This window comes from Pontibacter silvestris, assembly GCF_020907275.1.
GTDB lineage: Bacteria > Bacteroidota > Bacteroidia > Cytophagales > Hymenobacteraceae > Pontibacter > Pontibacter silvestris.
On the sequence record NZ_JAJJWI010000005.1, the window covers coordinates 50,383 to 63,976 of the forward strand.

General features: G+C 41.3%; 10 protein-coding genes. 3 read left to right on the forward strand and 7 right to left on the reverse strand.

What is annotated here, in order from left to right:
- Nucleotides 1-80 precede the first annotated feature (80 nt).
- The 4 genes from LN995_RS05955 to LN995_RS05970 all read right to left on the reverse strand — a co-directional run bounded on the left by LN995_RS05955 (nucleotide 81) and on the right by LN995_RS05970 (nucleotide 6,700).
- A complete protein-coding gene (locus LN995_RS05955; RefSeq protein ID WP_229959381.1) occupies nucleotides 81-1,406 on the reverse strand; it encodes an aminotransferase class V-fold PLP-dependent enzyme in 1,326 nt (441 codons plus the stop codon).
- Nucleotides 1,407-1,541: 135 nt separating this feature from the next.
- Nucleotides 1,542-1,988 (reverse strand): hypothetical protein, encoded by a 447-nt coding sequence (locus LN995_RS05960; RefSeq protein WP_229959383.1) that lies wholly within the window; start codon nucleotides 1,986-1,988, stop codon nucleotides 1,542-1,544.
- A gap of 43 nt (nucleotides 1,989-2,031) precedes the next feature.
- Nucleotides 2,032-3,501, reverse strand: coding sequence for a SusD/RagB family nutrient-binding outer membrane lipoprotein (locus LN995_RS05965; RefSeq protein WP_229959385.1), 1,470 nt, complete (start codon nucleotides 3,499-3,501; stop codon nucleotides 2,032-2,034).
- A 40-nt stretch (nucleotides 3,502-3,541) separates the two neighbouring features.
- The gene (locus LN995_RS05970) at nucleotides 3,542-6,700 is read right to left on the reverse strand and encodes a SusC/RagA family TonB-linked outer membrane protein (protein ID WP_229959387.1); all 3,159 of its coding nucleotides are present in this window, start codon (nucleotides 6,698-6,700) and stop codon (nucleotides 3,542-3,544) included.
- A gap of 537 nt (nucleotides 6,701-7,237) precedes the next feature.
- Here LN995_RS05970 and LN995_RS05975 point away from each other — a divergent pair.
- Nucleotides 7,238-8,215 carry a Hint domain-containing protein gene (locus tag LN995_RS05975; protein WP_229959389.1) on the forward strand — a complete coding sequence of 326 codons (978 nt, stop codon included), beginning with the start codon at nucleotides 7,238-7,240 and terminating at the stop codon, nucleotides 8,213-8,215.
- Nucleotides 8,216-8,647: 432 nt separating this feature from the next.
- Here the strand turns inward: LN995_RS05975 and LN995_RS05980 are convergent, their stop codons facing one another.
- From LN995_RS05980 to LN995_RS05990, 3 genes are all read right to left on the reverse strand, one after another.
- Nucleotides 8,648-9,808 carry a pyridoxal phosphate-dependent aminotransferase gene (locus LN995_RS05980; RefSeq protein ID WP_229959391.1) on the reverse strand — a complete coding sequence of 387 codons (1,161 nt, stop codon included), beginning with the start codon at nucleotides 9,806-9,808 and terminating at the stop codon, nucleotides 8,648-8,650.
- Nucleotides 9,809-9,930: 122 nt separating this feature from the next.
- Nucleotides 9,931-11,520 (reverse strand): flavin monoamine oxidase family protein, encoded by a 1,590-nt coding sequence (locus LN995_RS05985; protein ID WP_229959393.1) that lies wholly within the window; start codon nucleotides 11,518-11,520, stop codon nucleotides 9,931-9,933.
- A 679-nt stretch (nucleotides 11,521-12,199) separates the two neighbouring features.
- Nucleotides 12,200-12,415, reverse strand: coding sequence for a hypothetical protein (locus LN995_RS05990; RefSeq protein ID WP_229959394.1), 216 nt, complete (start codon nucleotides 12,413-12,415; stop codon nucleotides 12,200-12,202).
- A gap of 417 nt (nucleotides 12,416-12,832) precedes the next feature.
- On the opposite strand from LN995_RS05990, the gene LN995_RS05995 reads away from it, so the two are divergent.
- Nucleotides 12,833-13,075 (forward strand): hypothetical protein, encoded by a 243-nt coding sequence (locus LN995_RS05995; RefSeq protein WP_229959396.1) that lies wholly within the window; start codon nucleotides 12,833-12,835, stop codon nucleotides 13,073-13,075.
- A 107-nt stretch (nucleotides 13,076-13,182) separates the two neighbouring features.
- On the forward strand, nucleotides 13,183-13,494 hold the full coding sequence (locus LN995_RS06000; RefSeq protein WP_229959398.1) for a hypothetical protein: 312 nt from the start codon (nucleotides 13,183-13,185) through the stop codon (nucleotides 13,492-13,494).
- The last annotated feature ends 100 nt before the right edge of the window (nucleotides 13,495-13,594 follow it).

Below are 13,594 nucleotides of genomic sequence, written 5' to 3' on the forward strand. Positions count from 1 at the left end.
TACTTGGCTTTCATTTTGTTAATCAGATTGCTGTTGTGAATATTATAATAATGTCGGGTATTAGTAGGATTGAGTAAGATTTAGTTCATACTTGTGTTAGAAGGCTGTTCTTTCGCTATGGCGTGTATTGTATCAACTAACCTGTCCAGGTCTTTTAGCGGTGTGTATACGTGAGGCGTTACGCGTACCCCTTTTATATTTTCCCATTCAACGCTTGTGGTGTGTATCCTGGATCTTTTGAATAGTTCACTGCCTATCTGCCCAGGTGCCATGCCTTTGATCAGAAAAGTAGCGATGGCTCCGGAAAATTCAGGCTTCAGAGATGTTTGTGTACTAAAGCCAGGAATGTTCAGGCACTTTTCCATCCAATAGTTTTTAAGATAATGCAGCCGTTTCTCTTTACGGTCACTGCCTATAGCGTTATGGAAATTTACAGCATGTCCTGTGGCCATTTCAGTAGGAAAGGAACGGGTCCCTAGCGACTCAAACTTTCTGATGTCGCTGCTCTGGGGGGCGTTTGCGGCAAACATAGGCCAAATATTTTTAATCTTTTCTTTCCGGATGTACAGCATGCCAGTACCAAAGGGAGCCGAGAGCCATTTATGTAAACTGGTGCCTAAGTAGTCACCTCCCAATTCCGGAATTTTGTAGTTAATATGGGCAAAGGAATGTGCCGCATCAATTACCACGTCTATGTTTGGGTTGTGCTTTTTAGCTGCCTGGCTGATAAGGGCTGCAGGCATGATTTGCCCTGACCAGTTTATCAGGTGCGTGATCATCACTACTTTGGTGTTGCTTGTAAATGCTTCTTTATATATGTTTACAATCAGTTTGTTATCCTCAATAGGTAAATCTAAATTAATAAACTTAAGCACGATTCCTTCCCGCTTCTCCCGCTGCCGCCAGGCATTTATCATGTTTGGGTAATCCTGCTTGGTGAGTACTACTTCATCTCCTTTTTGAAGGTTAAGCCCAAAAATGACGGTTTCAAGTGCCTCCGATGAGTTACGGTTGATAGCTATTTCTTCAGGTGAGCAGCCTGCCAGGTCGGCTAGTTTTATGCGCAAGGATTCCCGGCCTTCATCTAACGTGCGCCACATGTAGTAAGAGGGAGCCTCGTTGCTTAAGCGGTTGTACCTATCCAGCGCATCCTGTACTACAATCGGCTGAGGGCTTACACCACCATTGTTGAGATTAATAACATTAGGAGAGACAGAATAAGCCTGCTGTACCCATCCCCAATAATCCTCATTGGTAGTGGCATCCTCATCTGGAGAGAGGCTGGGAACTGAAAAATTTAACTCATTTGCCAGTGTTGAAAGACTAGGTGACATTGCTAGCATACCAGCCATGCTACCAAACTTTTTTACAAAGCTTCTTCTGTTTTTCGTAATGTTTTGGTTCATAGGTAGTAGTGGGTAAAGATAAAGTGAGTATTAAGTTATGGGACAGGACTGGCACCCATAGCGAGTGCCAGTCCTGATGCCGGGGATTTAAAAAGAAAGCTCTGTAATTCTTTCTAACGCTCCTGTTTATGGGAATTACTCCTCCTTTACCTGAACTTTAGATAGCTTTGTAAAAGCTTGTCCCTGGTAGCTTCCTGACCACTCCAGGTTTACTGCGTTTCCTGCCTGGGGAGAAGAAAAGCCTAGTTCTGCCCAGGTTTTGGTAAGGTTTACTTTCCCTGCGGCATCGGTTGTTAAATCACCCATAGCCATACCGTTGGCTATTATTTTTAAAGGAAGGTTTGAGACAGGTATAGAGTCAATGCCTACTGTATGATCTAAAATGCCGCTTTTGTCCAGTTCATACACAGTGGCTGTCACGTTTACAGGCTCACTTGCTAAAAAAGATGTGCCTGAGATAGTTATTAATACAGGAGACTCTACACGATCTACGACCATACTTTCCTCTTTGTCGCAGCTCATCAGGAAAAAGCTCAAAGTAAACAGGGCGGCAAATATTTTATTTGTATGTTTGATTTTCATCTCTTTATAATTTTAAATAAAAAACATTCTTAAGCTTTGCTGATTATTCGACCCACCACATTTTAGTCTTCTTGTCGTCTGCTCCACTGTTCAGCGTGATACCTTGTTCCAGCTGCGTTGCGTTTAAAGAATATTCTGAAGAAGGATACTGCAGGCGTGTTGGTAGCACACCGTCGTTCATGAAGATGGCTCTGGTATCAGGTGCTGGTAAAACAGGATAGCCTGTTCTGCGATATTCTGTCCAGGCTTCAACTCCTTGCCCAAACAAAGCGATCCACTTTTGGGTCAGGATGTTTTCTTTGGTAGCAGAGCCGGCTGCCGTTACGTAATCGCTTGGCATGGTTAAGCCATACTGGTCAAAAGAGGCAGCAATGGCTTGTTCATAGTACTCCTGCGCATCGCCGGAAATATCGCCATCCAGAGCAGCTTCAGCCAATATAAACAGCAGTTCAGAATAGGTCATGATAACGCTGGGCGTAGTCGGTTCTGTAAAATAAGTGCCAAGCTTAGCACTGCTAGCCAGATAGGTGGTAGCTATGGCATCAGGCAAGCCATTTGGCACACCGATATACTCTCCACCTACCGCTTCGCCATACACTTCCAGTCGAGGGTCATCAAGATCCTGTAATTTGTCTACCAGTGTTTTACTAAGGTTCCAGTCGGTACGGCCATCCTGAATCATAACCTCATGCCATTCGTTGTTGCTGGGTCTGACACTGGTGTGGTGAAGCGCAGCAAAATCTTCATTGCTGCTAAAGATGGGGTAAGTGGCTGGGTCGCCTAATATTTCAGCCATTACTGCTCTCGACTCTGTTGGTTTTTTAACAGCCTGCCGGTTAGCTAGTTTTAGTCTTAAGGAGTTTGCAAATTTTTTCCAGCGGAGAATGTCGCCGTCGAACAAAATATCTCCGCTTATAGCCGGGCCGCCTACTGTTAATTTCTCATTTGCCAGCTTCAGGTCATTCAGTAAGCCAGCATACACCTCTTCCTGTGAATCATACTTGGGAGTATAGATAGGTTCTGCTTCCGTGCCTTGTAAGGCCTCGGTGTAAGGTATGGCACCATATAAATCTGTTAATACTGAAAACACCCAGGAACGCATCACAAGGCCAACGCCTTCATAATTAGTGTTGGGAGCAGTTCCTTCGGGGCCCGACTGCACGATTATGCGCTGAAAGTTTAACAAGGCATCGTTGTAAAAGCCTTTCCAGTTGTTTGTGTAATAAGCTGGGCTCATATTATAGTTATCTCCCTCATCAGAGTAGATATTTCGAGCCAGGTACTGCACCCACAGCATTCCGCCATCTAGGTTTATGCGTTCGAAACGGTCGCGGTGCCCCCAGTAACGGTCTACGCTTGACTCTATGCCAGCAGGCAAAAGAACTGCCGAGCTTACCGCATTTGGTTTGTTGGGGCTGGTGTTCATTTGCTCGAAGTCATCTGTACAGGAGCTTACCGCAAAAGCTCCAGCTGTTATAAAAATTGTTGCAACTATTTTAGTATATATTTTCATATTGATGATCCTGATTAAAATAAGAAATTGATGTGTTTAACTAGAACCGGATATCCAGGCTTACTCCCATGCTTCGGCTGTTTGGTAACTGCCCATAAGTAAAGCCTTGGGCATTGCCACCTTGCGAATCTACTTCTGGGTCAATGTGTGGATTGTTTTTGAACAGAATGGCTAAGTTTCTGCCTACAAAAGATATTCTGGCCGATTGAGCTTTAATTTTGTCAGTCAGGAAAGAAGGTAACTGATAGCCCAAGCTTACTTCCCGCAGTTTCACATAACTGGCATCAATCACGGCTGACTCATGGTAAGTGCGCGGGTTATTATAGCTATAGAAAAGCTTGGCATCAGCAATCACATCGTTTGGTACATATACAGGAGCTTCATCTGTGCCAATGTTTTTAACTCCTTTGCCAATTACGCCTTCTTCGCGTCCTACAGCGGTTTCGGCATACTGGCCAGTCCAGCGGGCTGTTCCGGTTCCTTCATCAAAAATGTCCCCACCTTTTTTGATGTCGATTAAAGCGCTTAAAGTAATTCCCTTGAAAGTAATAGAGTTAGAGATGCCTCCTATCCAATCGGGTTGAATGCTGCCTAACACTTGCTGCCCGGGTGCTACCTGAGGCAGTCCGTCTTTATAAACAATCTGCCCGTCTGGTGATCTGAGGAAGGCGGTGCCATAAAAGGTGCCGTAAGGCTGCCCCACACGCGCTTCTGATGACATGCCCCGTGTAGAATAAAGCGTATAAGTTGTTAGACCTTCGGCTAATTCTACCACTTTGCTACGGTTGCGGGCATAGTTTAAAGATATATCCCATTGAAAGCTGTTGCCTAACTGCACTGGTGTACCAGTCAGCATTACTTCTACTCCTTTGTTTGTAACTTCACCAGCATTCAGAAAGCGGCGGTTATAGCCGCTGGCTTTAGATATTTCTACCCCAAGAATCTGGTCTTTTGTGCTTTTAGTATAATAGGTTGCATCCAGGCCAATTCTTCCGTTTAGGAACCTGACATCTACTCCGTATTCCGTACCGGTAGTAATTTCAGGTTTCAGGTTTGTGTTATTGATGTCAGTGCTTTCGCCAAAGCTAGGTAAAGAGCCATCCCAAGGTGTTTTAGCATCGTAAAGCTGGTAGAGTTGATAGGGGTCAGCATCGTTTCCAACCTGTGCCCAGCTTGCCCTTACTTTGGCAAATGACACTATGTTGCTGTTCAGGTTCAGTAGTTCTGTTACTACCGCACTTAAGGACACAGAAGGGTAAAAGAAAGAGTTGTTATTGGTAGGAAGCGTGCTGGACCAATCGTTTCGGCTGGTCACATCAAGGAACAGGGAGTTGCGGAAACCAAACTGAGCAGCCGCAAAAAGGCTTTGTACATTAAACTCTTCAACAGCACTTTCGTTTGTGTTTGGAACAGCATTGTTGTTAAGCGTGTACAATCCGTCAATAACCAATTGTGTTACGGCAGCATAGTTTCTCTTATAATAATTTTTACGGTATACACCACCTGCCTGTGCGTTAAATGAAAAATCCGGAGTAAAATCCTGCTGATAAGATAGAATCATGTCGTGGTTGGTTTCCTGATTCCGGAGCACCTCTTCACTGTAAGCTCCATATAATTGGGTGCTGTTGGATATTCTTTCCCAGTTGTTAACATTGATCCTGGTGTCAGTCCAGAAGTCGGTACCGCTTCTTACCATCAAACTTAACTTGTCATTAAAAGAATAAGTTAATGAAACATTGCCTCGAAGCCTGTCTTTGTTATTGCTATTTGGCAGAAACTCCTGTGTATAGAAAGGGTTTGTGAAGAACGTGTGCTGCCAGTTTGGAGGTAAATTATCGCCTTCTTTCTGAATATGCGTATCAACATAATCACGCCAGTTCTTTATCTGATCCCAGGATACATGGCGATGCGACCAGATAAACTGTTGCCCGGATTGGTAGGAACGGTTATCTGATTCAGATTGGATATATTCTCCGCTTACGACAGCTTTTAATTTGGGGGTAATATTATAAGCTGAATTAAGGTTTATGTTGTTACGCTTGTAATCATTATTATACATAATGCCTTTTTGGTCTAAGCGACCACCTGATAAGCGAAAGCTGCCTTTATCGTTACTTCCGGTAAGTGCTACCGAGTTAAAATAAGTACTGCCAGTTTCCCAGTATTCATCCCAGTTATCCGGTTGTGGAGTTAAAGGAGCTACGTCTGTTCCTGTCCACCATTGGCGTACGAGGCGGCCATCCATAGGGGCTCCCCAGCTTTCATCTGTACCTGCTGTTCCGGTTAAAGGGGCATCGGGGCCATAAGCCGCGCGATACTGCTCAATCTCAAGTGGATCTGTAATGGCACCGCTTCGGCCATTGTTGTACCAGGTGCGGTACCCGTTGCCGCCGCCATAGATGTTCTGAAAGTCGGGTTTAACCAGTGGCCTCTCGAAGGTGGCACTGGAGCTTATTTCAACGCCTATACCTTCGGTACCCGATCCATTTTTAGTGGTGATCAAAATAACACCATTGGCAGCTCGTGAACCATATAAGGCAGCAGCATTTGGCCCTTTTAATATAGACATGGAAGCAATGTTTTCTGGGTTAACTTCCGAAATACCTCCACCATACCGATTGTTGTTAGATTGCTGAATGGGTACGCCATCAACTACCACCAAAGGTTGGTTGTTGCGGCTAACTGAACCCATACCTCTGATAACAATGTTGGAACTGCTACCTGGTCCGCCATTACTGCTGACCTGTACGCCAGCTACCCGGCCTGACAGATTGTTGACCACGTTAGAAGTTTTTACCTCAGCCAGCTTTTCTCCACTTACCTCTTGTACAGTGTATCCCAGCGCTTTCTTCTCCCTTTCAATACCAAAGGCAGTTATGACGACCTCAGAAAGCTGTTTAGAATCTGTGGCCATGCCCACATTTATCTCTGACCTGTTATCTATGGGAATTTCCTGTTGTAGCATGCCTATAAAGGAAAAAACTAAAGTACCGCCCTCCTCAGGAACAGAGAGTTTATAAATACCATCAATATCTGTGACTGACCCTGTGCCAGTTCCTTTTAAGGCTACGCTTACTCCTGGAAGCGGGGAGCCATCATCTTTGGAGGTTACCTTTCCTGAGACTACTCTGTTCTGGGCTATTGCATAACTACTATGTAATAGCCAAATAACCAATACTGCTAGTAAAGCTTTCTTCATAAGGAAAACAGTTAAAATTAATGGTTAAAATGTGTAATTGTAGATGTCGAGTACTAAGGGTACCTGTGGTATAAGAATGATGCGTGGTATAAGGTTTCTAAATATTATTCAATACGAGTTTTAGAGTACCTCTTTTTTGATCTTTTATCAATAATAAGTTGTTGTTTTTATAAAAGCAAGATATTTATTATTTTATTTTCATAAATAGCGTTGTTTTTTTAGTGAATAAATAATAATAGTGGCTTTTTTGTTTAAAATATATGTTTGTGTGGGTAGTGTATGAGCTGTATAAGGGATTTAATGTTGTTTTGCTGATTACCCCCATGTTTTATATAGCCTGATTGGTAAATAAACTATATAATTTATGATATAGGGTATAAAAAAATAAGGGTATATTAGTTGATGTTATGATCTTTTAGTATTAATATTGCCTTAGTGGAAAATACTTAACACTCTTGCTAAAAACAAATGCTTATGAACTTAAGAACTACTAAACTTTATTATTTAATATTTAGGTCTTTAAATAGAGCTTCTGCTATGAGAATTGGAGTAATTGCTCTTGTATTGACATTGTTTGCTGCTAAAGATGGGTTTGGACAAGGAGAAGCGGTTTCCTTTACCTTAGATGATTATAAGAAGTTTGTTGCTTATACTATAGGTAATGTTGAAGAAGACACCTATATAAAGTTTGAGAACTCATATGTTTTAGACAGAGAGACAAAACCATACGTTTTTAACTACAGCGATGGAGTTGAAAGGCGAATTTACTTCTATAAGATGCTGAAAGGTGCTAACAGAGATGAAGTAGGCACTATGGCCATGTATACTACTCCCAAAAGCGGGAAGACCATAAAAGTTTGTATTCCGGGTCCTAAGGCAGAAAAAAATGTGTGGGATTTTTATATTGATGAACTGAAGCATAACGGAGAGCAGGAGAACGGTTTCCTTTCTACGCTTACTTTTGCCCTATCCAGAGAGTATTCCAAAGAGCATGCGAACCAAGGCAAGAATCCTGTAGCTCAGGAAGATGATCACTATGATTTCTGTTTTCCGGCAGGTGCTCTTGTTGCACTGGCTGACGGTACTCAAAAGCCAATTGAGCAAATAGAGGCAGGAGACAAGGTAATGGCTTATAGTGCTGCTAGCCAAGGAAGGAATGAGACAACCGTGTCTGATGTACAGGTGCATTATCGTAAGGAAGGTATTCAGGTTACGAAGCTTCTTTTAGCTCCGGTAGAAGAAATTTTTGCTTCTGTAGATGCTTACTCTCCTTCAGGGCTAGTTGAAATTGAAGCCACTAATAATCACCCGCTTTACACTAAAGTAGGAAAAAAAGAGGTAGGCCAGATTAAAGAGGGCGATGTGCTTTATTATTATAGTAACTCTATGCATGGCTTTAGAGAATACAGAGTTGCACATGTTTTCGCTAACAACCAGCAAGTTAAGAAAGTGTATAATCTTGAAACAGAAGCTGGTAACTACCTCATAAATGGCACTGTTGTACTTGACAAATAAAATTATTACACCTTGAAACTAACTAACTAAACACAGTCTTAATCTAATCTAACTTTATTCTAATCAATCTAACTTCTATTCACCTTAAAAAGGCAGCAGGTTTTTACCTGGTGCCTTTTCTTTTTAGTTTAAAACCTATCTCTCTTGAGTCTTAATATTTGACTAAATCTTATTGATTTATTTGATTATTACTCTGGATTTTGTTCTGTTATTACTTAAAATTATATAATGTTGGTCTTGTGTTACCAGTAGGTGTAATTGCTTCCGTATAATATCATAAAGTGTTATCAAAGAAAGTTGATTAGTTAAGAAAAAGAAAGCCCTTCTCCTGTTGCGGGAAAAGGGCTTTAGTATTATCTCCAGATACTATGAGATGACAGGTAAATATATAGTTTTAATGACGCTATTCTTAAATACTGAGAAGTTCAGGTTTTAAGACAGTTGTTTGAAAGCATTAGCAAAAAGCTGCATGTCGTCCATTGTGCCCATGCTAACACGGCACCAATGTTGGTCATAAAACTCCCAGTTACGCAACCCGACTCCTCTCTTAAGCATTTCTTCTGTAAACTTTTTCCCGTCCATTTTAATCGGGAACATAACAAAGTTGGTATGCGAAGTGAGTGGGGTATAACCTTCTTTCTTAAGTATAGCATAAGTGAAATCTTTCGCTTCCTGGTTCTTTTGAACACAGTATTTGGTAAATTCCTTATCCTGCAGACTAGCAAGTGCAGCACTGGCTGAAGTAGCGCTTATATTACCTGCTCCGTTAGTATACTTTCTCAGTTCCTTTATCGTATCAGGTTGGGCAATAACATAACCAACCCGTAGCCCTGCAAAACCATGTACTTTAGAGAAGGTACGTGCTATAATCACGTTCTGGCCTTTACGAACACAGTCAACCATGGTTTGGGCCTTCGGATTTTCTACATAATCTATATAGGCCTCGTCTATAAATATAGGTTTACGTTTAGAAACTGTCTCACAGAAAGCGCGGAGTTTGTCTGTTGGTGTAAGTGTGGCAGTGGGGTTATTAGGGTTTACTATATAAACCAAACTTATGTCATCATTTACCTTTTTCTCCATCGCATTCAGGTCATGCGCAAAGTCGTTGGTAAGAGGCACTTTTTCCCATCCTGAACCAACATCAACGGCAGCACGAACAAGAGAAGCATAGGTAGGGTCGGCCGATAGAATAAAGGAGCCTGATTTACGGGAGTAATTAAGCGCTGCAGCCAATAACAGTTCACTTGATCCGGCGCCAAGCAAAATGTTTTCCTCTGATACACCCTCTTCTTTCGCAATGGCCTCCTGAAGGGCTTTTACGCGTTCTCTTGGGTACCTGCAGCTTTCATTAACGGCCTCAATGAGTGCCTTTTTAGCTTTCTCAGAGGGACCGTATGGATTCTCGTTAGAGGTAAGCCTGGCCTTCATCTGCGGAAGATCAGCCAGTACACGGTCTATATCAACTTTAGGCGGAGCTACAATAGGGGATGGAGCAGCTGAAGCCCAGTTTGATACGCCAGCTGAATATAAGCCGGCTGTGATCAGCGCACTAGACCTGATCCAATCCCTTCTGTTCATTTCTTTTGCCATGTTAGTAAAGCTTTAAGGTTCATATAATTGTTTTAGTTAGAAGCGTATTCTTAAGACAACTAAGGGTATATGAAAAGGTAGGTAAAGTGAGTCTGGGTTTAACAGATGTTTTTGGTCATGGCTTAATTCTTAAGCTCAACCTGTGCTTGTTGTGTGGCCATAACGCGATCGTGTATATTTTTTACGGAGCGCCTGGCTGATTCAAACGCACCTGCCATCCAGGCAGTAAGGTAGGTAGTATGCTCGCCCGCAAAGTGTACCGGGCCGTCTGGTTGTAATAATACAGGGTAGTATCTTTCTCTTGATTCTGTTGTATAGGTAGCGAAAGCTCCTTGGCTGTACCTGATCTTGTGCCAAGCTAGTGAGAAAGAAGATTCAAATTCTTTTATGTACTGTGGGTGTATTTTACTTCCTTGTTTCAAAGCCAGTTTTTCACGATCAGCCAATGACAGGTTGCCTACTTTCTCGGCTTTGTCTCCAAAGTTATAGTAGCCAACCAAAGTGCCTTTTTTAGATAAGAAGTCATTGGACGGGTAGAAGATCTGGTGTATATCCATGTTTGTGCGGGATATTCCGCCATAAATATGATCATCTTCTTCCCAGAAACGGCGCTTAAACTGCAGCCCTATTTTTCCAGCCTGATGATAAGATACATTGTCTACAGCACGTTGGACAGCGGAGGAAAAATCAGTTGTAATGTTAGAGAGAACTGGTAGCGGAATGGTACAGATACAATAATCTCCTTGAACTTCTTTTGTGTTGCCTCCTTTATCGGCATAAACAATACGCACTCCGTCTGTTGTTTTGCGTATCTCACGAACTTCTGATTTAAACTGAATATCCTTGCCCACCTGGCGTTCAAAAGCTTTGGAAATCTGGTCCATGCCTCCCACAGGCTGTAGCATTGTCATTTGCTGTTCGAATATGTAATCGCCTATGTTATAAAACGATGGCCCGATCAGACCTGACTTTATGATATCCATCAACTCAAAAGGGTCGGCTAACTTACCGGCTATGTCGCCAGCGCCAGGTGGGACAACATACCCTCTGCGGGATGTTCCTTTATAAAGCTTGTCAGGGTTAAGTTCTCCTTCAGCGCGAAGATATTCAATCAGTGTTTCTTTGTCTTCCGTTGTCATCGGTAAATCCAGCGCGTTCTGGTCAACTGCTTTTGCAAGGAGTTCATTGGTGTAGCCCCTCATATCGTTGTGGATTTCCCTGATTCGGACACGCTTATTAGCTAAAGCCCCCTGGCCGTCGTTGTAAATAAAGCCCGCTTCGTTTATGTTATTGTAGGTTTCCAGTGGTACGCCTAGCTCACGGCAGTAGTGCATCGAAAGCTCATGATGGTGGGGAATACGGGCAGCTCCAGCGTTAAAATAGAGGCCCTCGTCCAGTTTCGCTACTTGCTCAGAGCCATCTAACTCTGTTTCACGTGTGTTATTTCTCACTGTCCAGACTCTTCCTCCGGAACGATCTCTGGCTTCCAGAATAGTGCATTTATAGCCCAGCTTCTTTAGCTCATAAGCTGCTGCCATTCCGGCAAGGCCAGCCCCTAGAATAACAACATGCTTGCCTGTGCCCTTTCCTTCTAAATTAAATGCTTCTGCTGGGGCAGATTTTAACAGACCAAGCGCAATCATAGCTGGATAACTGGAACCGGCAATTAATGAGGCTTTCGACAAAAAGTCACGACGAGAGATACCTGCCATACAAAAGGTGTTTGTGGTGTTAGATTATCAAAGATGTTATAAGTTATATAAAGAAATATCTTGCCAGCTAAGTAGGTGTAATTTTGCTTTTGTTATTTCACCTGTTGTTTTGTTACAATTTATATAAAAAAATAATGGTAAGCAATAGTAATTTTTAAAATATAAGTTATAAAAATGGTTTTTTATAACTTATACTAATAATTGGGCAAGAGATGCGTGTGCTTGAATTGTGTTGGTAAATGCTAATTGGGCTTATTGAAGGCTACTGTATTTCTTGTTTTGTGCTACCATTGTCACAGACAGATTTTTTAATAATATATAATGTACATTTATAATTATCTAAATAGTAAGTTGTTGCTTTAACTTACTTTTATAATTCATAGATTATCTAATGTTTTATTGGTATATATAAATTATAATTTAAAATAATGTAATTTTTAAAAATTGTATTATTTTATTTATAGGATGAATGTGATTATAAAAGGTTATGTGGATTTTAGGTGCTGAGATGCTTTTGTGAAATAAATAACATATTGGTATATAGATGCTTTTTTATATAAAACACATCTTGCTTCTTTTTTAAAAAGTTTTTTGAGATAGTCTTGCTTACTTAAATGAAGAGACTAAATTTGCATTATAATATTTAAGGATATACAAAACTTTTTTAATAATTGCATTTTTAGGTTAAATACGAAAAGGAAATATCTGATTCCGGATTGGCATATTTCTTGAAGTAAGAAAACCTGTAATCAACTTTTAGGCCAATGCTGGATGTCATTAACTTTGTAGCCATTTCTGGAATTTTCAATATTCTTTTCTTTTGGTACGCTTCTACCAAAATGAAGTCAAAGCCAGATCCGTTAAAAACCTTGATAGTTTCGTTTGTCTTTTCCATTCCACTTAGTTTTCTTCTTATAGGTGTATATACAACTATGTTAATATATGCTGCCCGTACCGGAGCTAGTGAAGATGCCATGTGGGAGTATATGGAACAGGAAGAGCTGCAATAAGCTAGAAACACCTAAAATAAAGCCTTCCTCTACTAAGGCAATATTCCTCACTAGAGGATAAAAAAGCTCCAGCTATCATGATAGCTGGAGCTTTTTTATGTTTAAACTGCTTTACAGTCTATAGACTACAGAAGCATAAAGGCAAATCGCATAAGTTTATTCTTTCAGAGCAGAAGCTCGATCTGTTTCAGGGCTACAGTTATTTTTAAATTACTTTAGCTTTAGCGTTTTCCGTTTTGGATCGTTCAGTTTTTTAATACTCTCGTAGAACTAACATTATTAATCAATTTAATATCATCGCTATGAAAAAGAATTGGATGCCTTTATTGGTGTTAAGCTTGTTGAGTTCTCAGTTGCTGTTTACATCGTGTGGAGGAGCCACAGAGTCTGGGGAGAATAATGCGGATGTTTCAGACACAACTGTGGATCAGCCAACAATAGGAGTCGAGCTTGATACAACCGGCAGTACTTATGTAGACACTACAGGTGCAACTACCTCTTCAGATACAACTGGTACTACAACCGGAACAACTACAGGGCTTTAAATAAGTCTTTTTTATTATGTAAAGTACCGGGGAGAGATAAGTACTGCCTTAACTAGCAAAATAAACTCGCGTAAAAGTGAGAATTGTTAAAACTAAATATCAAAACTATGAAGATGAATTTTGCTTCCATCATAACCGTTCTGTCTTTTGCTTCGGCAATTACCCTGACTTCGTGCGGAGATGGTGATAATAACAGAACAGGAACAGGAGCAGCTGAAGAAGATTTGGAAGGTACAACTACTGGTGGGCTAGATATTGGTGGTGCGTCAACCGGGGGTACAATAAGTGATACAGACACCATTTCTACAGGTGGTGACACAATAGGTACTACAACAGGTACTATGAATCCGGGCACTACTACGGGTACTACCGGTGCTACTACTGCCAGCGGTACTACTGGTATTTCTACAACAGATTAGAAAATATGTGTATCGTATTTAAAATTAAAGAGGCAACCATAATAGTTGCCTCTTTAATTTTAAAACTGGTTTAGCTAAGAAGATGCTCATTCTTAATACC

Excerpts from the sequence above, each read along its gene's own strand:
- LN995_RS05955 (WP_229959381.1), bottom strand. The coding sequence starts at position 1,406 with ATGAACCAAAACATTACGAAAAACAGAAGAAGCTTTGTAAAAAAGTTT.
- LN995_RS05960 (WP_229959383.1), bottom strand. The coding sequence starts at position 1,988 with ATGAAAATCAAACATACAAATAAAATATTTGCCGCCCTGTTTACTTTG.
- LN995_RS05965 (WP_229959385.1), bottom strand. The coding sequence starts at position 3,501 with ATGAAAATATATACTAAAATAGTTGCAACAATTTTTATAACAGCTGGA.
- LN995_RS05970 (WP_229959387.1), bottom strand. The coding sequence starts at position 6,700 with ATGAAGAAAGCTTTACTAGCAGTATTGGTTATTTGGCTATTACATAGT.
- LN995_RS05975 (WP_229959389.1), top strand. The coding sequence starts at position 7,238 with ATGAGAATTGGAGTAATTGCTCTTGTATTGACATTGTTTGCTGCTAAA.
- LN995_RS05980 (WP_229959391.1), bottom strand. The coding sequence starts at position 9,808 with ATGGCAAAAGAAATGAACAGAAGGGATTGGATCAGGTCTAGTGCGCTG.
- LN995_RS05985 (WP_229959393.1), bottom strand. The coding sequence starts at position 11,520 with ATGGCAGGTATCTCTCGTCGTGACTTTTTGTCGAAAGCCTCATTAATT.
- LN995_RS05990 (WP_229959394.1), bottom strand. The coding sequence starts at position 12,415 with ATGGAAAAGACAAACGAAACTATCAAGGTTTTTAACGGATCTGGCTTT.
- LN995_RS05995 (WP_229959396.1), top strand. The coding sequence starts at position 12,833 with ATGAAAAAGAATTGGATGCCTTTATTGGTGTTAAGCTTGTTGAGTTCT.
- LN995_RS06000 (WP_229959398.1), top strand. The coding sequence starts at position 13,183 with ATGAAGATGAATTTTGCTTCCATCATAACCGTTCTGTCTTTTGCTTCG.